The organism is Cohnella endophytica, assembly GCF_003628305.1.
Lineage (GTDB): Bacteria > Bacillota > Bacilli > Paenibacillales > Paenibacillaceae > Cohnella > Cohnella endophytica.
In genome coordinates this window covers 78841-102391 of the sequence record NZ_RBZM01000003.1, presented here as the reverse complement: position 1 = coordinate 102391, position 23551 = coordinate 78841, and the positions used below count along the sequence as shown (strand labels likewise).

Genomic DNA, 23551 nt, shown 5'->3' with positions numbered 1-23551 from the left:
CGGTTGCTTACGGCTAATTATCTTTTTCGGCAGACATATACGAACGCGGGCGGGAAATTTAACGGAACGAAATCGATTCGCTCGATTTCGAACTTTCGCGACAACGGCTTGCGCATCTGCAAGGAATATTGAAACGCAACGAATAAGCCGCCGGGCTTTAATGCTTCGAAGATGTGTCCTAGCAACATCTCTCGTACGGGTTCCGAGAAGTTATAGAATGGCAATCCGCTCACGATGCAATCAAGCCCGCCCGATAATCCATAAGCCTCAAGCAGGAGCGATAGATTCGTCACGTTGGCTCCGCAGATGAATTCGGGATACATCCGCTTTAATCGCTGCCTCATTTTCGCATCCTTCTCGAACACGAATACTTTAGCGGTCGATACAGCCATGCGGGCAATCTCTCCGGTAATCGCTCCCGTGCCCGCTCCCAGCTCGGCTATGGTCCCCACACGGTGCCAAGGAATCGCGGAAACCATACGCCGGGACAAATAACCCGAACTGGGAACGATGCTCCCGATCTGCTTCGGACGCCGCAGAAACCTGCGCAGGAATAGTCGGCTCTCCTCACTCATCAATCGCATGGCGCCGGCTCACCTCCCTTGCGTTTGGAGACGGCGCTTTTTTTCTGCTGCTTAACTTCTCCAATAGCAGGTCGGCTGCCCAATAAACGAGTGGCGCGATCAGTATCCCCGCCAGAACGTCCGCGATTACGTGCTGTTTAATGAAAAGCGTAGATGCGATGATGGAAAGAGCGAAGACGACGACGGGAATTCTGACCTGCCATCGCAATGCCGCGGAGCCGAATAACATCAACGTGCTCGTCATGACATGTATGCTCGGGAAACAGTTATAAGGCTCGTCGTTGGCGTATACGAGGGATACGAGACGGTTGAACGTTCCCATTGCGGGAACCTCCGGGCGGGGGACCGTCGTCTGGAACATCAAAAAAATCAAATTGGAAACCAATAATCCGAGACAGAGCGAAAGCAACGTACGGTAATATTGCCTTTTGTCGCGAAGCAGGATCAATGTCAGCACGATAAACAAAAAGGGGTACCAGAGCAAATACGGTACCGAAAACGCTGGAATGAACGGCGTATTCCGATCCACCTCGGTGACTAGCGACTGGACTCCCGTCGACGAATGATTTTGCAGAGCGTACAGAAGGTTCAGCAGCGGTATGGCTAACAGCCACAATAAAGGTTTATAAGTTCTAGAAGGCATACATTATCTCTCCTTGCAACGTGATGAACACATCATAAGGAAAAGAAATAAGGAACCGACTGTGATAAATCTGAAGAAAAACTAAAGATTCGGAAGGGAGGCCTTTTCGTTCCGGGTGCGACGGCGGGGACGGACGGCGTTTGCTCGTTGTGGCTAAAGTTTAGTTTGACCTAGTCAAACTTATTGTGTGTTGGAGGCGGTGCGATGGGAGTCTAGTTTGACTTAGTCAAACTAATTGGGTGCTCGAGGTAGCGCAGCGGGAGTTTAGTTTGACCTAGTCAAACTAATTGGGTGCTGGAGTCGGCGCGGTGGGAGTTTAGTTTGACCTAGTCAAACTAATTGGGTGCTAGAGGCGGCGCGGTGGGAGATTAATTTAACCGCTCGAACGGGACTCTCAGCAGGAAGTTACTCGCTCCGGCGAACTAACTGACGCTCGAACGGGGCGCCCAGCAGGAAGTTACTTGCTTCGGCGAACTAACTGGCGCTCGAACGGGGCGCCCAGCAGGAAGTTACTTGCTTCGGCGAACTAACTGGCGCTCGAACGGGACTCTCAACAGGGAGTTACTTTCTCCGGCGAACTAACTGGCGCTCGAACGGGACTCTCAGCAGGGAGTTACTTTCTCCGGCGAACTAACTGGCTCTCGAACGGGACTCTCAGCAGGGAGTTACTTTCTCCGGCGAACTAACTGATGCTCGAACGGATCTTCTAGCAGGTAGTTACTTGCTCCGGCGAACTAACTGGCGCTCGAACGAAACTCCAAGCAGGAAGTTACTCGCTCCGGCGAACTAACTGACGCTCGAACGGGGCGCCCAGCAGGAAGTTACTTGCTTCGGCGAACTAACTGGCGCTCGAAGGGGACTCTCAGCAGGGAGTTACTTGCTTCGGCGAACTAACTGGCGCTCGAACGGGACTCTCAGTAGGGAGTTACTTTCTCCGGCGAACTAACTGGCGCTCGAATGAAACTCCAAGCAGGAAGTTACTCGCTCCGGCCAACTAACTGACGCTCGAACGGTGCACCCAGCAGGAAGTTACTTGCTTCGGCGAACTAACTGGCGCTCGAACGGGACTCTCCGCAGGGAGTTACTTGCTCCGGCGAACTAACTGGCTCTCGAACGAGGCGCCCAGCAGGAAGTTACTTGCTTCGGCGAACTAACTGGCGCTCGAACGGGACTCTCAGCAGGGAGTTACTTGCTCCGGCGAACTAACTGGCGCTCGATTGGGACTCTCAGCAGGGAGTTACTTGCTCCGGCGAACTAACTGGCGCTCGAACGAAACTCCAAGCAGGAAGTTACTCGCTCCGGCGAACTAACTGACGCTCGAACGGGGTGCCCAGCAGGAAGTTACTTGCTCCGGCGAACTAACTGGCTCTCGAACGGGACTCTCAACCTAGTCAAACTAATTGGGTGATGGAGGTGGTGCGGACCTAGAGTAGGTTGTAGTTGGTTAAAAACTGACTGCGTGCCTCGAAGCGGGCCGGGAGAAGACTGTAGTTGGTTAAAACCTGACTCCGTGCCTTGGAGCGCGCCGATAGAAGGCTGTAGTTGGTTAAAACCTGACTGCATGCCTCGAAGTGTGCCGAGAGAAAGCTGTAGTTGGATGAAACCTGACTACGTGCCTCGAAGCAGACTGAAGGAAGACTGTAGTTGGTTAAAACCTGACTACGTGCCTCGAAGCAGACTGAAGGAAGGCTGTAGTTGGGTAAAACCTGATAGTACGAGTACAAAGAAACGGTCAAATAAAACCGGCCGCCAGATTAATCTGACGACCGGTTTATCGCTTTCTCCTATCCCCTTACTCCGCGTTTAGCGTCTCCAAAATCCGTTGAGCGAGCGAGTCTCCGATGGAGACGGCTTTGAAGTCCTCGACCGTCGCTTCCTTGATCGCCTTCAGCGAGCCAAAGTGGCTAAGCAACTGCTTGCGCCGCTTCTCCCCGATGCCGGGAATGGCGTCGAGGCGGGACGCGACCATCGACTTCGCCCGCTTCTCCCTATGAAACGTAATCGCGAAACGGTGAACCTCGTCCTGGATGCGCTGCAGCAAATAAAATTCCTGGCTATCGCGCGGCAACGGTACGACTTCAGGAGGGTCGCCTACGAGCAGTTCCGCCGTTCTATGCTTGGCATCCTTCGCCAAACCGCAAACCGGAACGTCCAAGCCCAACTCGTTCGTTAATACGTCAAGCACGGACGCGATATGACCTTTGCCTCCATCTACGACGATCAGGTCGGGCAGTTTCAGTCCTTCCTTAAGCACGCGTTCGTAACGACGCCTCACGACTTCCCGCATCGACTCGTAGTCGTCGGGACCTTGCACCGTCTTAACGTTATATTTACGGTATTCCTTCTTGTCCGGTTTGCCGTTCGTGAACACGATCATCGCCGAAACCGGCGACGAACCCTGGATGTTCGAGTTATCGAACGCCTCGATCCGGTCCGCGCTCGGAATGCCGATCCAACGTGCTAATCCTTCCACCGCCTTCACGCTGCGGGACTCGTCGCGTTCGATCAAACGGAACTTTTCCTCCAAAGCTACGCGCGAATTGTCGCAAGCCATCGAGACGAGCTGGCGTTTCGAGCCGCGGCGAGGAATGGCAACTTTGATCTTAAGCCAGCGCCGCAACGATTCGCCGACCTCGGCGGCTTCTCCCTCTTCTGCAGCGTCCGCCGCGTCCGCCGACCCCGCATCTTCTCCGTAGGATTCCTTCTCCTCCGCAACTAAAAGCGCCGACGAACCTTCAGTTGCCGAAGCGGCTTCAGACGCCATCCCCGCTTCCGTCGCTGATTCGCTCGCACCTATAGCCTTCTCCGATTCGCCCGCCTCCGGAGGTGCAGGAAGCAGCATCTCGCGCGGCAGCGCCGGGTTATCGCTGTAATATTGCGTCACGTAGCTTAGGAAGTCATCGTACGCTTCTCCGTAGTACGGGAACACGGACACGTGGCGCTGGATCATTTTTCCTTGGCGCATGTACAGAATTTGCACGCACATCCAGCCTTTGTCGACGGAATAACCGAATACGTCGCGGTCCATCGCGTCCGACATATTGATCGTTTGCTTTTCCATGAGCGCTTCGATCGCCACGATCTGGTCGCGGTATTCCCTTGCCCGCTCGAACTCCAGTTCTTCCGCCGCGGATTCCATTTTGCGCTTTAGCTCTTTTTTGATATCTCCGTGCCCGCCGTTCAAGAAACGCGAAATCTCGCCGATCATCTCGTCGTAGACCGCTTGATCAATCTTATATTCGCATGGCGCCACGCATTGGCCGAGATGGTAATATAAACAAACCTTGTCCGGCAACGTATTGCATTTGCGCAGCGGGTACAACCTATCCAGTAGTTTCTTCGTCTCTTGGGCGGCGAACGCGTTCGGATAAGGGCCGAAATACTTGGCTTTGTCCTTCACGATCCGCCGGGTCACTTCGAGCTTCGGGTGAGCTTCGTGCGTGATTTTCAGATAGGGAAAAGACTTGTCGTCCTTGAGCAGCACGTTATATCGAGGAAAATGCTCCTTGATCAAGTTGCATTCGAGAATAAGCGACTCCGTGTTGCTCGCGGTTACGATATATTCGAAATCCCGGATTTCCGAGACCAGCTTTTGCGTTTTGGCGTTGTGGCTTCCCGAGAAATAGGAGCGAACCCGGTTTTTGAGCACTTTGGCTTTGCCCACGTAGATGATTTTGCCTTCTTCGTTTTTCATTAAATAGCAGCCCGGCTGATCCGGGAGCAGCGCAAGCTTGTGTCGTATGTTTTCCATCGCCTTGTCCCGGCTCTGGGTTGAAATCCCTTCGTCCATATCGGCGCCTCCTCGCACGGCAGGTATGGGGCAGAACACCCGTTCCTCCCATTGTAGCACAGTTAGGGAGTTTCGCGCCCTGCTTAATCGGTCCGTTGTCGCAAACTTGTCACGAAGCCCGATCGGGAATACTTTACAACAAAAAGCGATGTTGGGTATAATGTTAGTATCGAATGTGTCAGGAGGCTTTCCCATGGAAAACGCTAGAGATCCCCGCCAGCACATCAACGAAGAACCGCGCGATGACTTTATGGATACCGCTATCGGCTTCGGAGCGATGTTCGGCTTCATGGCCGTCGTGTTTATCATTGCGGTCGTCGTTAAATTTAACATTTCTTAATTTAGATTTACCGTTCGAAAAAACAAAGCCGTCAAGGAAGATGATCTTCCTTAACGGCTTTGTTTTTTTCTCGCGAATTAATCGATGAGTCCGTCCAGCAAAAAAAAGAACAGCCCCTATCAAGAGGACTGTTCATCGCTTGTCGAATTATCGCATGGTCGCTAATTAACCGATGCTATTGCGCCTCGTTGTGTTCCTGCTTGACCGCGCGACCCGAGAAATCGTCGTATCGCTTGCGTTCCTTGCGTTCGATTTGTACGATTCTTCCATCATGGACGACGATATTCACTTCGCCGTACTCCAATCCGTTCACTTGCTCCGCTATGCGGCTAAGCCAACGCTCATCTACTTCTACCGGTTTCGCCATTCGTTTCCCTCCCGTATTCATTCCGGAGCTTATGTTCGACAGTTCGCAAGTTAATGTTCTTGACTCATGCGGCTTTCCAATATCGACTTGGCTACAAGAGTCACGATGGCGAGCAGCATAAGCAAGGACGCCACCGCGAACGCCGCGCTGAATTGATATTCGTTATACAGGATCTCGATGTGCAGCGGCAGCGTATTCGTCTCGCCCCGGATGTGGCCGGATACGACGGATACCGCTCCGAACTCCCCCATAGCGCGGGCGTTACACAAAATCATCCCGTATAACAATCCCCACTTGATATTGGGCAGCGTTACTTTGAAGAATACCCGCCAACCGCGAGCCCCCAGGCTAACGGCCGCTTCCTCATCCTGTACCCCTTGCGACTCCATCAGAGGGATGAGCTCTCTCGCCACGAAGGGAAAGGTAACGAACATCGTGGCCAAGACAATCCCCGGCGTCGCGAAAATAATATGGATGTTATGCGCATCGAGCCACGGTCCCAAGAAACCTTGAGCGCCGAACAGCAATACGTAGATCAATCCGCTGACGACAGGCGACACCGCGAACGGTAGATCGATTAGCGTGATTAACAGGTTTTTGCCGCGGAATTTGAACTTCGTGACCGCCCAGGCGACCGCGACCCCGAAGATCGTGTTCAGCGGGACGGCGATAAGCGCGGTAATGAGCGTCAATCTGAGCGCTGACATCGCATCCGGATCGGTCAGCGCCGACAAGTACGCGCTCCATCCTTTGCGAAACGACTCCGCGATGACCGCGACCATCGGAAGGATGACGATCAACGCCAGGAAAACCAGCGATATCCCGATAAGCACATAACGAACGGTACGCGATTCCGTCAAGTGCGGGCGCGTCGGCGCGGTTTTTTTGCCCGCCCGAGGATTCGTAACGATTCCGGCCATTTCGGTCAGTCTCCCTTCACGGTGCGCAGCCGGCGATTGCTCCACCGTTGCAGGATGTTAATGAAGAGCAGCAGCACGAACGAGATAAGCAACAGTACGACGGCCACCGCGGCCGCTTGGCTATACTGGTACTGCTCAAGCTTCGTAATGATTAGCAAAGGCGCGATTTCGGTTTTCATCGGCATATTTCCGGAGATGAACACGACCGAGCCGTATTCGCCGATACCGCGTGCGAACGCCAGGGCGAACCCCGTCAACAGCGGAGGGATCAAATCCGGCAAAATGATTCTGAAAAACGTTCTAAGACGGTAGGAGCCGAGCAATACGGCCGCTTCCTCCATGTCGGATTCCATATCCTGAATGATCGGCTGGACCGTGCGAACGACGAACGGCAATCCGATAAAAATGAGCGCGATCGTAATGCCTAGCGGCGTGTACGCCACTTTGATGCCGAGCGGTTCAAGCAACGAGCCTACCCAGCCTTTGGGCGCGTAGATCGTCGTTAGGGCAATGCCCGCGACGGCCGTCGGCAAAGCGAAAGGCAAGTCGATCAGTCCGTCCATGATCCGTTTGCCCGGGAAGCGGTAACGAACGAGCACCCAAGCCAGCAGCAGTCCGAATACCAAGTTGACCAGCGCCGCGAAGAAAGCGGTCATTAAGCTCAATTTATACGAGGCTACGACCCTTGGATCGGAAATCGTATTCCACCATTCCGAAGGGGAAAGATTAGCCGATTTAAGGACAAGCGCGGCTAGCGGAATAAGGACGATGAGGCTGAGATAGAGCACTCCGAACCCCAACGTGATTGATAATCCCGGCAATACCCGGTCTTTCCTGCGAAGTCCTGTCATGTGCCCGCCTTAGCTCCCCTTCCCGGCCCTTTTTTAGGAACCCGGGGTATAAATTTTATCGAACGTTCCGCCATCCGCGAAGTGCTTCGCTTGCGCCTCTTTCCAACCGCCGAAATCCGCGTCGATGGAAAGCAGGTTCAGTTCTTTGAATTGGTCCTTGTATTTGTCGGCGACCGATTGCAAGCGCGGGCGATAGAAGTTTTTCGCCGCGATTTCCTGTCCTTGTTCCGTGTACAAATATTTCAGGTACTCTTCCGCGACTTCGCGGGTACCTTTTTTATCTACGTTCTTGTCTACGACCGCAACGGGAGGTTCCGCAAGAATACTGATCGAAGGCGTAACGATTTCATATTTGTCGCCATATTCTTTTAACGCAAGGTAGGCTTCGTTCTCCCATGCGAGCAGCACGTCGCCGATTTCCTTTTCCACGAACGTCGTGGTCGACCCGCGAGCGCCCGTATCGAGCACGGGGACGTTCTTGAACAATTTTTTCATGAAATCAAGCGTCTGAGGCTCGTCGTAACCGAGCGTTTTCGTCGCATAACCCCATGCCGCCAAGTAGTTCCAACGGGCTCCGCCGGACGTTTTCGGATTCGGAGTAATGACTTTCACGCCGTCCTTGATCAGGTCGTTCCAGTCCTTGATGCCTTTCGGGTTGCCCTTGCGAACGAGGAAAACGATCGTCGACGTGTACGGCGTGCTGTTGTCGTCGAACGACTTCTGCCAATCCGTCTTGATCGCTCCCTTGGCGGCGATCGAATCGATATCGTAACCGAGCGCCAGCGTAACGACATCCGCGTCCAGACCGTCGATAACCGCGCGAGCTTGCGCGCCCGATCCCCCGTGGGATTGCTTGATGTCTACCGTTCCGCCCGTCTTTTGCTTCCAGTATTCGGCAAAGCTTTTATTGAACTCCGCGTACAGTTCACGGGTCGGATCGTAGCTGACGTTCAGAAGCGTGACCTTGCTTGGCGTTTTACCCGTAACGCCCGTCTCGGAGGACTTGTTATTGCCGTTATTCGAACCGCAAGCCGATAAAACCGTAACGATAATTGCCGCAATGATTGCCCAACGGAGGTTTTTAAATGTTTTCATTCTCATACACCCCTAATATATATTCGATTGTCGTAGCTGTCAGTCTTTCACTCTGCGCAGACTCCGGATGGCCAATCCGGTCGCCCTTTATACCTAAAGAATTCCTACCCGTTTTATAATTCCTACCTGATTAGTTGGTATTGGTGAAATGATAACAGTTGGCCTTGCCGGCTGTCAATAACTACTATAAAAATAATTGATAACTATTTTTTGTTTTGCTTATCTATCGGCGATAGCCAAAAAACCCAGCGTCATTACTGACGTGGGTTCGATCGAAATATGGGCGCGTAGATCAACTACGCATTGGCTCCTGCCCATGCCGTATGCGAATTTTCGAATGCCGGAACATATTGGTTTTGCGTCTGCAATATCGCCGTGAGAACGTTATAGGCGCCGTCTTTAAGATTGTTTAACCTTGCGTTGTTCTTCAGGTCGGCGAGCGAAGCCCGGTTTTCCATCATGTTCAGAAGCCGTTCTTTTAAATCCGCAACGTTTCCGGCTTCCAAAGCAGCACCGATTCGAATCAAATACGCGGAATTCTCCTGCTCTTGGCCGGGGATCGGTTTATATAAAATCATCGGCAACTCGAGCGCTAACGCTTCGGATACGGTAACTCCGCCCGGCTTGGTGACGATGACATCGGATAAAGCCATCAGTTCGTGCACATAATCGACAAAACCGGTAATGACTACCCTGTGGCGCGACTTTGTTTTCCGGCTGCCTAACTCTTCTTCGAGGGACTTCTTAAGTTTCTCGTTGCGCCCGCACACGAAAATAAATTGGAGTGAGCACGGGGATTGTTCCGATCTAAGTAGGGAGGACAACTGCTTCCCGATAAGGCCGTCTCCGCCCCCCATGACAAGAATGACCGGCATAGACGGATCGAGGCCGTGTTTCTCGAAAAGCGCAACCCGGTTATAAGCGCGCGTGAAGGATAGCTTTATCGGAATACCCGTTACCTCGATGTTGCGAATAGGGACGCCATGCTTAACCAATGCTTGCTTTACATGCTCAGCGCCCACCATGTAACGATCGGTAAAAGGATGAATCCAATAGCTATGATCCGTGTAATCCGTAATTACCGTTACCGTTGGAACATCCGTCAAATGTTGGGCTTTTAAGTAGGACATTGCCGACGCCGCACCGGGGAAAGTGCTGACCACCACGGTCGGTTCGACCTCGTCCAGCAGCTTCGACATCCGGTCCGCGCTAAACGATCTAATCCTTTTGAACAGGTTGGATAACGTGTTCTCGTCGCGGGTTTTGCGGTACAAGTACCCATAGACGGAAGGCAGCCCTTTCACCCATTGCATATAGCAAAATCGGCCTACCGAATGTAAATACGGGTGGGTCCATTGCAAGAAATCCACGATTTTCACTTCTACCTCCGGACGATAAAAACCCGTCGCTTCGAGAATCGCCTTCGCCGCTTGATTGTGCCCGTCGCCCAGCGTGCCCGTAAGGATCAATATTTTTTCGCGCTTATTTTCTCTCATGGACCGTCACTTCTTTCTTCATTATTTTCCGGGAATTCGCGACTGTCTTATATTTTCTGAGCAGGAGGACGAGCACCGATACCACGATCATACAGAATACGAATCTCATAGAATACTTAGAAATGAGATGGATCGCTTTTTCGAACTGACCGCTGAAAACATGGCCAACCATTACGTATGTCGATACCCATATTAAGGCGCCAAGATGATTAAAAATCAGAAAATTACGAAAGCGAATACCCGATATTCCCGAAAAATAACCCGTGAAATGCCGGAAGCCGGGGATAAAATAACTGACCAGCAACAGCTTGTTGCCGTATCGCGCAAACCACTTCGTTAACTTGTCCAATCGGTTGGCATTTAAGAAAATGAACTTGCCGTACTTCTCGAAAAAGAGCTTGCCTAGTTTCTTACCTAAATAATAAGTGATCGTCGTACCGACGGTAGCTCCGAGAAACGCGCAAACCATCGCGATCGCGAGATTAAAATGACCGAGGGCAGTCAAGTGTCCGGCAAAAGCCATGGCTAGTTCCCCGGGAAAGGGCAGCGCCAGCGATTCCAATAATAACCCGATAAACAAAACGATATATCCGTATTGCACGAAGAGATGATTCATCCATTCCATTGCTTAATTCTCCTAGAGGCGAGGTACACGATCCGCTTACGGTTCGAGGACTAATGCGGCTTTTTTTCTTGTTTCAATCGTACCTCGCGCCGATCGACTCTCCCACCGTTCCGCGTCTGGTTTTCGCACCATCTCATGTCCAGTATCAATCAGACTTTAGTCGAGGTTGCAAACTTCCCCCATCAAGACAAAACGCGAAAAAAAGAAGCGAGCAACCCGCTCTACGGCGGCTTATTCGCTTCTCGTGCTATTCTATGTTCCCCGGTGATTACGTCCCCGAACGTGCACGACGTCGACGAACGGACGCACCCGGTCCATCAGCCTCTGGCCTTTGTGAAGCTCTTCGCCTTCTTTGTGCGTAAAGCTGAAGTGCTTCTCCAGATCCTCGAAATCGTGATTGGACGTATAAAAGGTCGGCTTCCGGTTCATCCGATGGTTCAGGATCGCGCCGAGCACATGATCCCGCACCCACGGAGTCAAGTTCTCGGCCCCGATATCGTCGAACACGAGCAAGTCCGCTTCTTTCATGAGCGTCAGCGTTTCCTTCAGCTTCTGCGGCTCGAACATGAGCGCCTTGGCGTCTTCCACGAATTCCGGCATATACACGATTACGCCGGAAAACCCTTCCTTCGCCAAACGTTGAAGCAAGTAACCGGCCAGAAACGTCTTGCCGGTGCCGAAATCGCCCTTCAGGTAAATGCCCTTTTTCTGAAGCCCGTCGCTGATCGTCGTTTGAACGTAGCTTTGCAACTGATCGACCGCGATGGCCCGCGCCGGATCGAGTCGGATCATCTCTTCCTCGTCGTATCGCTCGTCCAACACCGTCTCATCGATGTAGAAGCTCGTGATGCGACGCCGGATTTGCTCCTGCTGCTCGTTGGCCGTCCACTTGGAGCATGCGGTTTTGTAGTCGTTCAATTGCCACTTGCCGTTCGATTCCACACAGTTGATACCCGTGGAGTGTCCTTGCATATCGTTCGGACATAATGCTAGTCCAGGACATGATTTGCAATTCCGGTATTCCGTCGTCATCTGATACAAGCGGTTCAGATTCAATCTGAGCACCGGTTCGTCCAGTTCCGGGTAACGGGAACGCAGCTTCAGCACGAGCGGATCGTTCAGCACTTGCCTCGCTACATTCTCCGCGTTGCCGAGGTTATTGAACGGCGTCCGCCGCAACGCCTCTCCCAATGATTCCATATTCGATTCACCTCTCAGTCGAGTAACCGCAACAGATTAGTTTTTTCCTTTTAATTCCCTTGCTCGCTCCAGCATTTTCTCCATTTGTTCCGGAGTGACTTCCTGCGCCGGACCGTTGTCCTTGACGACGGACATCGCGGGCTTGCGTCGACCGCCGCCGCGAGCTTGTCCCGATTGCGGGAAAGCGGCACCGCCTTCGCGACCCGGTTCGTCTCCGCGTCGTTTCCGCTCGAGGGCAATGTTGAGCTTCTCTTGTTCGCGAATATAAAGAACCGCTTTATCTAGCGTGTCGATCCCTTTGGCCAGCATATTGGCGGCGATGGAATCGACGAACGACTTCGTTAGACGTTGCGCCTGGCCTAATGAAAATACGTAATGGATGAGGACGTTCGTCACCGGCTCCGGCAGCTTATAGTTCAAATCGATTTTCTCGAAAATTTGGACGAAATTATCCGGCACCATACCCGGGAAAAATCGTTCGAGCATCCGCGTGTACGGTTCGCGGCGCAGCATTTCGTTGTAGCGCGCAACCGTGACGTCTTCCTGGAATCGTTCCGGGATAGCGAGCTGCAGAGCGGCATTCGAATTCGATCCTTGCTCGCCGCCCGTATCCGCGGCTTGCCGTTCCTCGCTCCTGGCGAGAAACCGCTCGCGCTCCCCGTCCCGCTTCCGATCTTGGCGGTACATCGAGTTGGCTCGATTCTGGAGCTCGTCCCATAGGAGGATGCCGTCGAGCTGAAAGATGCCGTCTTCGTCGAGCAGCCTGCATATTTCCGGCACTTCCAGATTGAATTTGTAAGCTAAATAATTGATTTGCGCCATCGATTCGGGCGCTCGGTTAAGCCGTTCCACGAATACGCGATTGACCGAGCCTCGCGGGAACCGCAACAGCATCTCGCTGTGGCGTATGCGTTCCTGGGGCTCGAAGGACGACTTCTTCTCCCTTGCCGTGGCGCTTTCCGCCCAGCCCGTCTCCAACTCGGGATCCAAAGCGGCGGAAGCGATCTTGAACATCTCGTAGAACGGGACGGTTGCTTCCTCGCGATTAACGAAACGTGCCAGTTCGGGAGGCGTCGCCGCCGCGAACCCGTCGCGCAATTCCAGCAGCGCGGACTTGCCGATCTTATCCTGCAACAATAACGTGAGATGATAGTTCGAGAAAAATTCCGACGGACTCAGGGGCCGTTGCAGCGCATACTCGTACATCGATTCTTCCGTCAAAGGATTATGATTGCGGAACACTTGCAACAGGCCGACCGCTTCGAGCTTAGAGGACGCGTCGATCAGCGCCTGGCGGCCCGTCGCGTTTAATTCGTAGCCGAGTCCGAGAAACAGCTTGCGCTGCGGCTCGGGAGAGGAAAAACCCGCGCCGTCGTCGGCGGTCTGGTGATAGAGCAGCTGATAGAAAGCCGCCGAAATCGCCCCTACCATCGGCTGGTAGAGGGCTATAAACACTTTGCGGTCCAAGCCGCTAAGGGAAAAATCGCGATTCGTAAAATAACGGTGATTCTCGGTAAATTCCATCAAGTTCGACACTCGCATAGCGGGTTCGACAACTCTTTTCGCTGAATAATAGTCTATCTATTGTAGCACAAAACCCCTTCGCGGATGAGATGTAAAAAAAGACTTCGCTACAAGAAGCCGCTCCGGCGCTCTTCGTCGCCGCGATTCCTTGTGCCGAAGTCTATGGATTCGCCTATCTCCCGTTCAGCGGGATCAGTGGAAATAAGGTTCTTGCGCCTCTTGTTCGCTATCGTAATCCCGCGGGGAGGCGACAATGTCCTCGTAAGCCGGACGAGCTCGCTCAGCGGCTCTGTGCACGGTCCGCATGGATTCCTGAATCCTCTGCCCTTCCTGGGCGCTCACCCAGCCTCGCATCAGCTCGCCGATCGGTGCCGCGCCGTAAATCGGCAGCGTATGCCCGACGCCCGGAATATACGCCGAGCTAAAATTCGTCAGCCCTCTCTGCATCTCCCGCATATATATCTTGTACTCCGCGTCTTTTTGCCCGCACAACAGGAGCATAGGCTGCTTGATTTCCTTCAGCCTTTTCGAAGCCGAATAGGCCAGCGCGCTTTCCATGTATTCGCGCCATTTCCGCATATCTCCCGAACGCGTCTCGCCGCGGATGCGGTAAAACGCCTCGTGGTTATCCGCATGCACCCACGAGAGGGGGAAAGAGATCAGTCCTCTCGCTCCCAGCCTCCCCGCCCATAATCCGGCTTTTAGCTTAGCGCGCGTTTTCCAACCCGTCGCTTCCGCGACTCCGCCGAGCAAGATCCCTCCGACAAATCGGTTAGGGTACGTCATCAACGCTTGCAAGGCGACGAACGAGCTTTCGGAATAAGCGCATACGTAAGCTTGTTCGATATGCAACGCGTCCAGCAGCCGGAGCATATCCTCGGCGAGCGAGTAAATCGTAATTCTTGCTTTAGAGCTTTCGCTGCGCCCGTGGCCGCGGAAATCGAACAATAGCGTCTTGTGATCCTGCGACAAGTCGTTCCGAAGATAAGTGAACACCCGGCTGCCGATGCAAGGAGGGTGGACGAACACGATGGGCGTCCCTTTACCCTGCAGATGGTAATGAAGCTCGACACCGTTCACGTGAATGAGGGGCACGGCGAACACCTCGCGATTGTTTTACCGTTAGTGTGCCCGTTTGCCTGGTTGTTCCATTCCTTGAAATACCCATAAACGGTAACCCGCATAATTAACCGCCAGCGAGCAGAACACGGAACCGATCTTCGCGAATGCCGACTCCATGCCGAACCATTCCAAGCCAAGCAACACGGCGGTGGCCGCCGCGAACGACAAGACGTTAATCAGAATGAACCGCGCCAACTCGGCCATGCTTTTCTTGCCTTTCACCTGAAACGTCCAATAACGGTTAAGTAAATAACTGTTCACGACGCCCGCAACATAAGAAATTGTCTGCGCGCCGAACGACCCCATTCCGACGGCATAGACCAGCGTACAAAAAACGGCGAAATCCACCCCCGTGTTTAACCCGCCCACGAGAGCGTACTTCGCCAGCTTCTTTCCTTCCGATAAACGGAGCATGCTTCCCCTCCTGACCGCGCAGCGGCATTAGAACATTTTGTACCCGCCGCGCCGCAAAGCCCGGATCGCCCAGCCGCTCAGGTACGCGCCTGCCGCACCCGCCGCGATTAGAATCATGTCCGATACGAGCATCGACCGGATATTCTCGGCGACGCTAAGGTCGTTCTGCCACAATTGCCAGATGCCGATAGGCACGACGATAACCAAGAACATCCAGAACGGAAACCAAGTCGTCTTGATCAGCATGTTCAATATGAAGCCGATGCCGAAAAACAGCACCAGACAAAGCAGCGATCCGATAATCCCGAACAATATGCCGCCTAGTATTCCACCGGCCATAACGTTTTTCCCTCCATGTAAAACGGCTTTGCCGTTCGCGTTACCAATTGCGCAAAAATCGCGTACTTTATCAGTTTACAAGTTGGTCCATGGCCAGTCAACGAGCAGGGTGTGAAGGAGATGTGAACAATGCGGCGACGCGTTCGATTTTTTTGCCCAATGACGGGTGCCAAGGTTTGCCCGTACCCCGCTCTTGGGCTACAATGGGAACAGCATATTGGACAAGGAGAGATTGACGATGAGCGAAGCGGCCCAAACGTTGGAAGGCTGGTACGTCCTTCATGATTTGCGCAGCATCGATTGGCAAGCTTGGAACGCGGCTTCAGCGGCCGAGCAAGACGGAGCTTTGAATGAATTAATGAGCCTGGTTACGGAATGGCAAGAGGTCGAATCGCGCAACGAGGGAAGCCTCGGATTGTATTCGATCGTAGGCCAGAAAGCCGACCTGATCTTCATGCATTTGAGAGAAACGCTGGAGGAATTGAACGCCATCGAGAACGCGTTCAACCGTTCCGGATTCGCACGGTTCACCCGCAAAGAATATTCCTACGTGAGCGTAGTAGAGCTCAGTAACTATATGGCGCCACCTGGAGTCGATCCGCTGCAAATCCCAGAGATCGTCGCCCGTCTGAAGCCGATTCTGCCGAAGAGCAATCACATCTGCTTCTACCCGATGAACAAGAAACGCGACCTTCAAGACAACTGGTACATGCTCCCGATGGATGACCGCAAAACGCTTATGCGCAGCCACGGCATGATCGGCCGCGGTTACGCCGGCAAGGTCAAGCAAATCATCTCCGGCTCCGTCGGCTTCGACGACTGGGAATGGGGCGTCACGCTCTTCGCGGACGACGCGCTGCAATTCAAGAAGCTCGTCTACGAGATGCGCTTCGACGAAGTGAGCGCGCGCTACGGCGAGTTCGGTTCGTTCTACGTCGGAAACCTGTTGACCGGCGAATCGCTAGTTAGATTGCTTCTTCAAGGCTAAACCTAAATACGTCAAATGGCTGCCCTTTCAAACGGGCAGCCATTTTTTGTTCGCGTACGATCTAATCATTATTACTGTTGATCCCTTAGCAATCTTTCCCCTGCGATGCCCGGCGTCGTCATCTGCATAGGATCCAGAATTTCATCGATTTCCGCAGCGGTCAACAGGTTGCGCTCGACGATGAGCTCGCGAATCGTCATCCCGGATGCCATCGCTTCCTTGACGAGCTGGGCGGCCACGTCGTAGCCCAGATGCGGATTTAACGCGGTTACGATGCCGAAGCTGCGGTCTACGTAATCGCGACAACGCTCTCGGTTCGCCGTCAAACCCTCGAGCGCGTAGCGCCGGAACGCGTCTAAGGCGTTTCGCATAATTTTCAAGGATTGCAGTAAATTAAACGCGATTACCGGGCCCATGACGTTTAATTCGAATTGTCCCGCTTCCGATGCCATGCAGATCGTATGATCGTTGCCCATCACTTGGAAGGCGACCTGGTTCACGACTTCGGCCATGACGGGATTAACCTTTCCAGGCATAATCGATGAGCCCGGCTGACGCGGAGGCAGCTGAATTTCGCCAAGGCCTACGCGCGGACCGGATGCCATCAAGCGGATGTCGTTGCAGATTTTGGACATATTCATCGCGCATACTTTCAATGCGCCCGACAGCTCCGTATAAGCATCCGTATTTTGCGTGGCGTCGACCAAATCCGGCGCGGAACTTACCGGAATCCCCAAGTCCTCCGCCAGCAACCCGACGACGATCCGAATATAATCAACGGAAGCGTTTAGTCCAGTACCGACCGCGGTAGCGCCCATGTTGACGGACAATAGCCCGGATACGGCTCTTCCGATCCTCCCGATATCCCGTTCGAGCACTTTGGCGTACGCCCCGAATTCCTGCCCCATCCGGATCGGCACCGCATCCTGCAGATGCGTCCGGCCCATCTTGATTACGTCGTCGAACTCCTCCGATTTCCGAAGAAAGCCGTCATGAAGTTCCCCCAGCGTCGTTAATAATCGCTGGGCAAGCGTGTACGCCGCAATCCGAAGAGCCGTTGGAATCGCATCGTTGGTAGATTGGGACATGTTCACGTGATTGTTCGGATTACAATGGAAATAATCTCCTCTATGATGTCCCATCAGTTCCAGCGCCCGGTTCGCCAGAACTTCGTTCATATTCATGTTGATCGACGTACCCGCGCCGCCCTGTATCGAATCGACGACGAATTGATCGGCCCATTGTCCTTGAACGACTTCTTCCGCTGCGGCGACGATGGCGTTCGCTATCGACGAGGGCAGCCACTTCATCTCCAGATTAGCCCGCGCCGCCGCTTTCTTCACGTGGGCCAACGCAACGACCAGCTCCGAATGAACCGGCGTTCCCGTAATCGGGAAATTTTCCAACGCCCTTAGAGTTTGAATCCCGTAATAGACCGTATCCGGAACCGTATGGCTACCTATTGAATCTTTCTCGATGCGCTCGGACATTGACCATCTCTCCTCTTGTTTGTGATACGGTTGCCGATAATTTTCCCCATTCATGCGCGCTTGAACCAAGCTTTCCCTCGTTAGCCCGCATTGGATAATATTGTAACACAAAAAAACCGGTCCCCGAACTCCTATTCAAGGAGCACGGTAACCGGCCGTTCGTTATTCGTCTTCGTCTTCATCCGCCGCGCGCATCTGGGCTTCCCATTCCGCGCGACGCTTTTCTTCCAAATATTCCTGGGTCATTCGGTCCCGCGCGCGTCCTTTCTCTTTCAGCCTCTCGATTCCGGGTTGAATGAGCAAATCCACTTCCGCTTGAACCGTCGCCACGAGATCGTAGCGGCTCTGCGACTCCAGGTAAGAGCCCACTTCCATCAGCGCGTTGTAACGGTCCAGTTCGTCACGGGTCAACAGGCCCCGCACTTGCACGCTGCAGTGTCTCATTAGAGGAACTTGCCTTTACGCAACACAAGCGGAATTCCGCCGATGATGAACAAGTAACGAATGTCGATCGCTTTTTTCAACCATGCAGCCATGCGGCCTTTGTACTTCTTGCCGAACGCAACGCCGATCGCTTCGCCTTTGCCGAGCGATGCCACGGTACCTTTGTTGGAGAACGAGTAGCTCTTCAACGGTTGGTTGCGGATCGAAGCGACCAAGTTGTGCGCGCAGTTAACGCCTTGTTGCATCGCCATTTGCGCGGTCGGCGGATAAGGGCGGCCTTCAGGGTTAAACACGAGCGAGTTGTCGCCCAAAATATATACGTTCTCATGGCCTGGAGCGCGAAGGAACTCGTCGACTTTCACGCGTCCTCTCATCGTTTCGAAGCCTGCTTCTTCGATCAAACGGTTACCGCGAACGCCGCCGGTCCAGATGACCGTTTGCGATTTGATTTCTTCGCCGTCGCCGACGACAACGCCGTCCGGCGTGCATTCTTTGATCGCGGTTCCGATGCGGAAAGTAACGCCTTTTTTCTGCAGCACTTGCATCGCGTATTCGACCAATTCCGGATCGAAGCCGGGAAGAGCGGTCGGAGCCGCTTCGATGTTGATGATTTTAACGAGGGAAGGATCCACGTCGAATTGCTTGCAAAGCTCGGGAATGCGGTCCGCAAGCTCGCCGATGAATTCGATGCCCGTGAAGCCCGCGCCGCCGACGACGAACGTCAAGTAATCCGTGCGGTGCGGCTCGCGTTTAAACCGCGCGAATTGATATTCGATATGTTCGCGGATCAGTCGAACGGAGTTGATGCTCCGGATGTTCATCGCATGTTCGCCGAGTCCCGGGATGCCGAACGTTTCAGGCTCGCCGCCGAGTCCGATGATCAGGTAGTCGTAAGAAAGCGTTCCGTCTTCCAGAATGACCTTGCGGTCTTGCGGACGGATTTGAACGACCGTCGATTTCACGAAGTCGATTTTGAATTCGTCGATCAGCTTGGAGATGTTAACCCGCGCGTTCTCCGGATTGTCGGTTCCTGCCGCCGGCATGTGAAGATGTGTCGTAATGTAGTGGTAATCATGCTTGTTAACCAAAGTGACGTCCGCTTCGTTATAATTTAATTCCTTTTGCAGTCGTAGCGAAGTCAGAACACCGCCATAACCTGCGCCCAGGATTACAATTTTCGGTATGCTGCTCATTGATGATCCCATCCAATCCCTGTTTGTATTTAATTTGTGAAAAATTACACAATGTCCTTCGTTAAGTCGCTTAAACGAAGCTCTACAAGTTGACTATATCGGCTTTTCCTATAATTTTCAAGGTTCATTTTCACGAATATATTTGGACATCCTTACAAAATACTTTCCAGTCCGTTATACCAAGATTATAATGAATACGTTTAGGTGTAGAGTTTGGACTTCATCAACGGAGGTGTCAGCCTTTTGAAGCACAGCATTGATTCTGCCGAAACAGTCGACGTAGCCATCATCGGAGGAGGCCCGGCCGGGATGTTCGCGGCTTTCTACGGCGGAATGCGACAGATGTCGGTAAGCCTTATCGAAAGCATGCCGCAGCTTGGCGGACAACTAGCGGCCCTATATCCGGAAAAGTATATTTACGATGTCGCCGGGTTTCCGAAGGTTACGGCCCAGGAGCTCGTCAATAATTTGAAAAGCCAGATGGAGCTGTTTCAATCCCGGATCTATCTGGAAGAGAAAGTCGTTCGGGTCGGCAAGCTCGAAGATCGCCTCTTTGAGATTGTTACCGATAAGCGCATACACCATGCACGAGCCGTAATTATAACCGCGGGCGTAGGAGCTTTCGAGCCAAGGCGGTTAGAGCTTCCGGAAGCGGCGCAATACGAGAAGTCTAACTTGCATTATTTCGTCAGCGATCTTGAACGGTATCGCGGCAAAAAAGTGCTGCTAAGCGGGGGTGGAGATTCCGCGTTGGATTGGGCGCTGATGCTCGAGCCGATCGCGGAACAAGTGCTGCTCGTCCATCGTCGGGACAAATTCCGGGCTCACGAACATAGCGTGGAGCTTTTGATGAAATCGTCGGTGAAAGTCATTACGCCGACCGAAATTACCGCGTTGAGCGGAGAAGGCTCGATCGACCAAGTGACGCTGACGGACGTAAAAACCGGTGCGACTACGGACTACGAAGTCGACGCGGTCATCATCAACTTCGGATTCGTAAGCTCGCTGGGACCGATCGCGGAATGGGGCCTTGAAATCGAAGGCGGCTCTATCGTCGTCGATTCAAGGATGGAAAGCAGCATCCCCGGCATATTCGCGGCGGGAGATATTACGACCTATCCCGGCAAGCTGAAATTGATTGCCGTCGGATTCGGCGAAGCGCCGACCGCGATCAACAATGCCAAGGTATATGTAGATCCGGAAGCCAAGCTATCGCCCGGACATAGCAGCAACATGAAATTATGACCGACAAAAGGGCATCCTACCAAAGCACGCCGGAACTTATCCGGTCGCCAAGGAGGGTGCCCTTTTGATTTGTCCGATTTGCAATGCGTTGATCCCCCTAAAGGTTTCTTGTCCGGACTGCGGTTCCGTTGCCGAAGACGAAGGTCGTTGGAGCGATTGGAGCGGCCCCTACTCTCCCTATGAAGCCGCGGGTTTCGTCGGACAGCGGGAAGCGGAAGTCGCCGACGATGCCATCTGCCAGCATGCCGTCCGCTGTATCCGCTGCGGGGCTCCGTTTACGGTCGAAATTGCCGCTTGGCATGTCTAGATGACCCGTTCTTCCGGAACGGAGAGCTTTCTGCGCCTGATTTCGGACCTAAGCATATGCACGAACTCTCTCTCGAGCTGCAAGCGAAGAGCATTGCGATAAGCATCCAATAATAATTCGTCGGGTAACAGAGGCAACATGACCCACGCCCTTTCCTGAATTTGAGAAGGTTTGTGAAGGCATCATAGCATGCTCCCGTTTTTGCGGACAAGCGTTCGGTTATCCACACCTTCCTGTGCGCAAGTTGTGGGCATATTGTTGAAAAACGTCTGTAGACCTTTGTCGGCAAGGAGGGAAATGTGGATGAAGTTATGCACAGCATTTTTCGGTTATCGCGCTATAAACAACTTTCATGACCGCAAATTATTCAATTAGAAGCGCTTATAGAAATAATTGTCGCATCCGGACGCTTACTGCGGTCGCGTATTGACCTCTAACATCCAAACGTGTCCTTTCCGGTCGATTCCATAGTCGTAGCCTAGTTGGCCGATGCCCGGAAAGCGGCTTTCCAACAGCGCCGTAGACGCTTTCGTCAAATGTCGCATTTCTCTTTTCTTCGTTCCGACAAGCCGCGCGGACAAAGATTTCCGAATTCCGAACGCGGCCGTAACCAGGGTGCCTCCGCGACAGAGGTTCGTGACGAATAATCCCGGTTTCGCCACTCTTCCCACCATCGAACGATAGGTCCACGATCCTTTTTCTTTGACGTATTTTACGCGGTAATCGATCGGCCTACCGTCGATCGTCGCCAGTTGGATGCCTCTTTGTATCAAATACGACCGTTTCCTCCGCGTGGTATTTAATCCTCGCATTAGTCCATTGAATCCGGAATATACATTTTTATGCGATTTGTGACTCATCCGGTAAGATGAACCCGATCTTTCGATTTTGATGACGCCGATTCCCCCCGCGCCGCGGACCGGTTTTACGACGACCATGCCATATTTCGAAAGCATTCTGCGCAAATTCTCCGCATTCAACAATCGGGACGATGGAATATGCCGGGCAATGTACGGATCCGACAGCAAAGCGTTTGTTTTGGTCCACTTGCTCGCCAACTGTCGACTGATCGAAACCTTCATCTATCGGGCTCCTTTCCTGAGGGTATATCTATACATACTCCTCATGACGGACAGGTTCTTGGATAGATGACACCGGAAAAACGCCTCTATTTCGGTGATTGGCGGCCGGCGGAATGGTATTATGTGAACTTCATGCCGTAACACGTTCGAGCGTGCTACATGCGGGGAATTGTGCGGGAAGTGGGTTGCAGTACGCTGGGAGCGTGCTAAATGAAGTGGATTGTGCGGATTCCTTGCTGTAACACGCTGACAGCGTGCTACATGAGCTAAATCGAATAGAGACCTTGCTGTAACACGCTCGCAGCGTGCTACACGCGCAAAATTGTGCGGGATAATAGTTGTAGTACGCTAACAGCGTGCTAGATAAAGGGATTTGTATGTTTTTCATGCTGTAACACGCTAGCAGCGTGCTACACGGCCGAAATTGTGCGGGATGTAGGTTGCAGTACGCTGGCAACGTGCCCGTTTACTATGGCGCCGCCGCCCTGAAGGACAAAAGCTAGTCAGCGGTTGCAGGACATCAATCTAAATCCATTCTTATAGGCAAACGCGGGAAATCTGCCGATCTTTAACGATAACGGGTTCGCGTTAGGCTCGTACTTCATGCTGCGCTCGTACCTATTAAGCAGTTCGTCTAATTGTTGAGAAAGGCTGAGTACTTCCGCATCGCTCAAATCCGCTCCGTTCTGAACGAACTTCAACACCATCTCGTTGCGCAAGCGCTCGATTTTATTCCTTAGCGCTCTCGTTCTCCCCTCCATGCCAATCCCTCCTCGAACATCTTATAGTTCCTATGATAGAACGAAGGTTTGTGGAAAGTTCATGGAAGAAAGTTAAGAAATTGTTAGGGACTGGACTCATTTAGATATGTTAGCATCCAATTGGATTTAATTACCACCCACACCTTTTCGTCAGGAAAGAATGGAGAAATACGAGCTCACGCTGGCAATTCCTCTCGGAATCATCATTATGGGTATCGGCGATATTTTGCGGCGAATGGGAAAGCATCATGGCAAAGACTCCTGAACGATCGCAACAAAAAACCTCCTCGAATCGCGTATCGGAATACGCGATTCGGGAGGCTAACATTCATGAGTTATGTCAGCAAGGCTCGGCGGCAGGATTGCCCGCTTCCGTTGCCGTGCGGAAAGATGAACCGCAGCCGCAAGTAGCCGTAGCGTTAGGGTTGTGGATCGTGAAGCCTCCGCCCATGGCGGATTCCTTCCAGTCGATCTCCAGCCCGTTCAAATATTTCATGCTATCTCCGTCAACGACGACTTTTACGCCGCGAATGTCCATTTCTTTATCGCCTTCGTTAATCTCGTCGTCGAACCCCATCCCGTAGGAGAAGCCGCTACAACCGCCTTCGTTGACCCCGATCCGCAGAAACAAGTTCGGTGACTCTTCCGCCGCCAGCATTTCTTGAATTTTACCCGTTGCCGACTCGCTAATGTTAACCATATCGGTTCCCTCCCCGTGCGTTACTCTCTTT

25 protein-coding genes are annotated in these 23551 nt (G+C 52.9%); 4 read left to right on the top strand and 21 right to left on the bottom strand.

Annotated features, from left to right (window positions below; translation table 11 throughout):
- Positions 1–17: 17 nt before the first annotated feature.
- From D7Z26_RS05830 to uvrC, 3 genes are all read right to left on the bottom strand, one after another.
- Complete coding sequence (locus D7Z26_RS05830; RefSeq protein WP_233566656.1) at positions 18–584, bottom strand: class I SAM-dependent methyltransferase; 567 nt, start codon at positions 582–584, stop codon at positions 18–20.
- A complete protein-coding gene (locus D7Z26_RS05825; RefSeq protein ID WP_120975128.1) occupies positions 568–1227 on the bottom strand; it encodes a phosphatase PAP2 family protein in 660 nt (219 codons plus the stop codon). The genes D7Z26_RS05830 and D7Z26_RS05825 overlap by 17 nt, the downstream gene beginning before the upstream one ends.
- Before the next feature lie 1792 nt (positions 1228–3019).
- Entirely contained in the window at positions 3020–5017 is a 1998-nt protein-coding gene (uvrC, locus tag D7Z26_RS05820) for an excinuclease ABC subunit UvrC (RefSeq protein WP_120975127.1), read from the bottom strand.
- 193 nt (positions 5018–5210) lie between these two features.
- On the opposite strand from uvrC, the gene D7Z26_RS05815 reads away from it, so the two are divergent.
- Entirely contained in the window at positions 5211–5357 is a 147-nt protein-coding gene (locus tag D7Z26_RS05815) for a YqzM family protein (protein ID WP_120975126.1), read from the top strand.
- A 175-nt stretch (positions 5358–5532) separates the two neighbouring features.
- Here D7Z26_RS05815 and D7Z26_RS05810 read toward each other — a convergent pair whose 3' ends face one another.
- The 11 genes from D7Z26_RS05810 to D7Z26_RS05760 all read right to left on the bottom strand — a co-directional run bounded on the left by D7Z26_RS05810 (position 5533) and on the right by D7Z26_RS05760 (position 15310).
- Positions 5533–5724 carry a YezD family protein gene (locus tag D7Z26_RS05810; RefSeq protein WP_120975125.1) on the bottom strand — a complete coding sequence of 64 codons (192 nt, stop codon included), beginning with the start codon at positions 5722–5724 and terminating at the stop codon, positions 5533–5535.
- A gap of 50 nt (positions 5725–5774) precedes the next feature.
- The gene (cysW, locus tag D7Z26_RS05805; RefSeq protein ID WP_120975124.1) at positions 5775–6644 is read right to left on the bottom strand and encodes a sulfate ABC transporter permease subunit CysW; all 870 of its coding nucleotides are present in this window, start codon (positions 6642–6644) and stop codon (positions 5775–5777) included.
- A 5-nt stretch (positions 6645–6649) separates the two neighbouring features.
- Entirely contained in the window at positions 6650–7495 is an 846-nt protein-coding gene (gene cysT / locus D7Z26_RS05800; RefSeq protein WP_120975123.1) for a sulfate ABC transporter permease subunit CysT, read from the bottom strand.
- A 33-nt stretch (positions 7496–7528) separates the two neighbouring features.
- Entirely contained in the window at positions 7529–8590 is a 1062-nt protein-coding gene (locus tag D7Z26_RS05795; RefSeq protein ID WP_120975122.1) for a sulfate ABC transporter substrate-binding protein, read from the bottom strand.
- Between the two features lie 296 nt (positions 8591–8886).
- The gene (locus D7Z26_RS05790; protein WP_120975121.1) at positions 8887–10086 is read right to left on the bottom strand and encodes an MGDG synthase family glycosyltransferase; all 1200 of its coding nucleotides are present in this window, start codon (positions 10084–10086) and stop codon (positions 8887–8889) included.
- Complete coding sequence (locus D7Z26_RS05785; protein WP_120975120.1) at positions 10073–10711, bottom strand: DedA family protein; 639 nt, start codon at positions 10709–10711, stop codon at positions 10073–10075. The genes D7Z26_RS05790 and D7Z26_RS05785 overlap by 14 nt, the downstream gene beginning before the upstream one ends.
- Before the next feature lie 252 nt (positions 10712–10963).
- Positions 10964–11911: an ATP-binding protein gene (locus D7Z26_RS05780; RefSeq protein WP_120975119.1), complete on the bottom strand. Its 948-nt coding sequence runs from the start codon at positions 11909–11911 to the stop codon at positions 10964–10966.
- Between the two features lie 36 nt (positions 11912–11947).
- Complete coding sequence (locus D7Z26_RS05775) at positions 11948–13435, bottom strand: replication initiation and membrane attachment family protein (protein ID WP_158602208.1); 1488 nt, start codon at positions 13433–13435, stop codon at positions 11948–11950.
- Between the two features lie 192 nt (positions 13436–13627).
- Positions 13628–14530 carry an alpha/beta fold hydrolase gene (locus D7Z26_RS05770; RefSeq protein WP_158602207.1) on the bottom strand — a complete coding sequence of 301 codons (903 nt, stop codon included), beginning with the start codon at positions 14528–14530 and terminating at the stop codon, positions 13628–13630.
- A gap of 27 nt (positions 14531–14557) precedes the next feature.
- Positions 14558–14971 carry a GtrA family protein gene (locus tag D7Z26_RS05765; protein WP_120975116.1) on the bottom strand — a complete coding sequence of 138 codons (414 nt, stop codon included), beginning with the start codon at positions 14969–14971 and terminating at the stop codon, positions 14558–14560.
- A gap of 27 nt (positions 14972–14998) precedes the next feature.
- Positions 14999–15310, bottom strand: coding sequence for a YuiB family protein (locus D7Z26_RS05760; RefSeq protein WP_120975115.1), 312 nt, complete (start codon positions 15308–15310; stop codon positions 14999–15001).
- Positions 15311–15548: 238 nt separating this feature from the next.
- Between D7Z26_RS05760 and hemQ the strand changes: the two genes are divergently transcribed.
- Positions 15549–16298 carry a hydrogen peroxide-dependent heme synthase gene (gene hemQ, locus D7Z26_RS05755; RefSeq protein WP_120975114.1) on the top strand — a complete coding sequence of 250 codons (750 nt, stop codon included), beginning with the start codon at positions 15549–15551 and terminating at the stop codon, positions 16296–16298.
- A 71-nt stretch (positions 16299–16369) separates the two neighbouring features.
- Here hemQ and aspA read toward each other — a convergent pair whose 3' ends face one another.
- The 3 genes from aspA to D7Z26_RS05740 all read right to left on the bottom strand — a co-directional run bounded on the left by aspA (position 16370) and on the right by D7Z26_RS05740 (position 19425).
- Entirely contained in the window at positions 16370–17788 is a 1419-nt protein-coding gene (gene aspA / locus D7Z26_RS05750) for an aspartate ammonia-lyase (RefSeq protein ID WP_120975113.1), read from the bottom strand.
- Between the two features lie 162 nt (positions 17789–17950).
- Positions 17951–18232, bottom strand: coding sequence for a hypothetical protein (locus D7Z26_RS05745; protein ID WP_120975112.1), 282 nt, complete (start codon positions 18230–18232; stop codon positions 17951–17953).
- The gene (locus D7Z26_RS05740) at positions 18232–19425 is read right to left on the bottom strand and encodes an NAD(P)/FAD-dependent oxidoreductase (protein ID WP_120975111.1); all 1194 of its coding nucleotides are present in this window, start codon (positions 19423–19425) and stop codon (positions 18232–18234) included. The genes D7Z26_RS05745 and D7Z26_RS05740 overlap by 1 nt, the downstream gene beginning before the upstream one ends.
- Before the next feature lie 243 nt (positions 19426–19668).
- Between D7Z26_RS05740 and D7Z26_RS05735 the strand changes: the two genes are divergently transcribed.
- Positions 19669–20670, top strand: coding sequence for an NAD(P)/FAD-dependent oxidoreductase (locus D7Z26_RS05735; protein WP_267900975.1), 1002 nt, complete (start codon positions 19669–19671; stop codon positions 20668–20670).
- Between the two features lie 64 nt (positions 20671–20734).
- Positions 20735–20977 carry a hypothetical protein gene (locus tag D7Z26_RS05730; protein ID WP_120975110.1) on the top strand — a complete coding sequence of 81 codons (243 nt, stop codon included), beginning with the start codon at positions 20735–20737 and terminating at the stop codon, positions 20975–20977.
- Here D7Z26_RS05730 and sda read toward each other — a convergent pair.
- The 4 genes from sda to erpA all read right to left on the bottom strand — a co-directional run bounded on the left by sda (position 20974) and on the right by erpA (position 23520).
- The gene (gene sda, locus D7Z26_RS05725) at positions 20974–21117 is read right to left on the bottom strand and encodes a sporulation histidine kinase inhibitor Sda (protein WP_120975109.1); all 144 of its coding nucleotides are present in this window, start codon (positions 21115–21117) and stop codon (positions 20974–20976) included. The genes D7Z26_RS05730 and sda overlap by 4 nt on opposite strands.
- Before the next feature lie 270 nt (positions 21118–21387).
- Positions 21388–22059 (bottom strand): YheC/YheD family protein, encoded by a 672-nt coding sequence (locus D7Z26_RS05720; RefSeq protein WP_120975108.1) that lies wholly within the window; start codon positions 22057–22059, stop codon positions 21388–21390.
- A 503-nt stretch (positions 22060–22562) separates the two neighbouring features.
- Positions 22563–22820: an aspartyl-phosphate phosphatase Spo0E family protein gene (locus tag D7Z26_RS05715; protein WP_120975107.1), complete on the bottom strand. Its 258-nt coding sequence runs from the start codon at positions 22818–22820 to the stop codon at positions 22563–22565.
- 340 nt (positions 22821–23160) lie between these two features.
- Entirely contained in the window at positions 23161–23520 is a 360-nt protein-coding gene (erpA, locus tag D7Z26_RS05710; RefSeq protein WP_120975106.1) for an iron-sulfur cluster insertion protein ErpA, read from the bottom strand.
- Positions 23521–23551 lie beyond the last annotated feature (31 nt).

Excerpts from the sequence above, each read along its gene's own strand:
- D7Z26_RS05830 (WP_233566656.1), bottom strand. The coding sequence starts at position 584 with ATGCGATTGATGAGTGAGGAGAGCCGACTATTCCTGCGCAGGTTTCTG.
- cysT (WP_120975123.1), bottom strand. The coding sequence starts at position 7,495 with ATGACAGGACTTCGCAGGAAAGACCGGGTATTGCCGGGATTATCAATC.
- D7Z26_RS05810 (WP_120975125.1), bottom strand. The coding sequence starts at position 5,724 with ATGGCGAAACCGGTAGAAGTAGATGAGCGTTGGCTTAGCCGCATAGCG.
- D7Z26_RS05715 (WP_120975107.1), bottom strand. The coding sequence starts at position 22,820 with ATGGAGGGGAGAACGAGAGCGCTAAGGAATAAAATCGAGCGCTTGCGC.
- D7Z26_RS05740 (WP_120975111.1), bottom strand. The coding sequence starts at position 19,425 with ATGAGCAGCATACCGAAAATTGTAATCCTGGGCGCAGGTTATGGCGGT.
- D7Z26_RS05795 (WP_120975122.1), bottom strand. The coding sequence starts at position 8,590 with ATGAAAACATTTAAAAACCTCCGTTGGGCAATCATTGCGGCAATTATC.
- D7Z26_RS05785 (WP_120975120.1), bottom strand. The coding sequence starts at position 10,711 with ATGGAATGGATGAATCATCTCTTCGTGCAATACGGATATATCGTTTTG.
- erpA (WP_120975106.1), bottom strand. The coding sequence starts at position 23,520 with ATGGTTAACATTAGCGAGTCGGCAACGGGTAAAATTCAAGAAATGCTG.
- D7Z26_RS05760 (WP_120975115.1), bottom strand. The coding sequence starts at position 15,310 with ATGGCCGGTGGAATACTAGGCGGCATATTGTTCGGGATTATCGGATCG.
- D7Z26_RS05745 (WP_120975112.1), bottom strand. The coding sequence starts at position 18,232 with ATGAGACACTGCAGCGTGCAAGTGCGGGGCCTGTTGACCCGTGACGAA.
- uvrC (WP_120975127.1), bottom strand. The coding sequence starts at position 5,017 with ATGGACGAAGGGATTTCAACCCAGAGCCGGGACAAGGCGATGGAAAAC.
- aspA (WP_120975113.1), bottom strand. The coding sequence starts at position 17,788 with ATGTCCGAGCGCATCGAGAAAGATTCAATAGGTAGCCATACGGTTCCG.
- D7Z26_RS05790 (WP_120975121.1), bottom strand. The coding sequence starts at position 10,086 with ATGAGAGAAAATAAGCGCGAAAAAATATTGATCCTTACGGGCACGCTG.
- D7Z26_RS05825 (WP_120975128.1), bottom strand. The coding sequence starts at position 1,227 with ATGCCTTCTAGAACTTATAAACCTTTATTGTGGCTGTTAGCCATACCG.
- cysW (WP_120975124.1), bottom strand. The coding sequence starts at position 6,644 with ATGGCCGGAATCGTTACGAATCCTCGGGCGGGCAAAAAAACCGCGCCG.
- hemQ (WP_120975114.1), top strand. The coding sequence starts at position 15,549 with ATGAGCGAAGCGGCCCAAACGTTGGAAGGCTGGTACGTCCTTCATGAT.
- D7Z26_RS05815 (WP_120975126.1), top strand. The coding sequence starts at position 5,211 with ATGGAAAACGCTAGAGATCCCCGCCAGCACATCAACGAAGAACCGCGC.
- D7Z26_RS05780 (WP_120975119.1), bottom strand. The coding sequence starts at position 11,911 with ATGGAATCATTGGGAGAGGCGTTGCGGCGGACGCCGTTCAATAACCTC.
- D7Z26_RS05720 (WP_120975108.1), bottom strand. The coding sequence starts at position 22,059 with ATGAAGGTTTCGATCAGTCGACAGTTGGCGAGCAAGTGGACCAAAACA.
- sda (WP_120975109.1), bottom strand. The coding sequence starts at position 21,117 with ATGTTGCCTCTGTTACCCGACGAATTATTATTGGATGCTTATCGCAAT.
- D7Z26_RS05775 (WP_158602208.1), bottom strand. The coding sequence starts at position 13,435 with ATGGAATTTACCGAGAATCACCGTTATTTTACGAATCGCGATTTTTCC.
- D7Z26_RS05765 (WP_120975116.1), bottom strand. The coding sequence starts at position 14,971 with ATGCTCCGTTTATCGGAAGGAAAGAAGCTGGCGAAGTACGCTCTCGTG.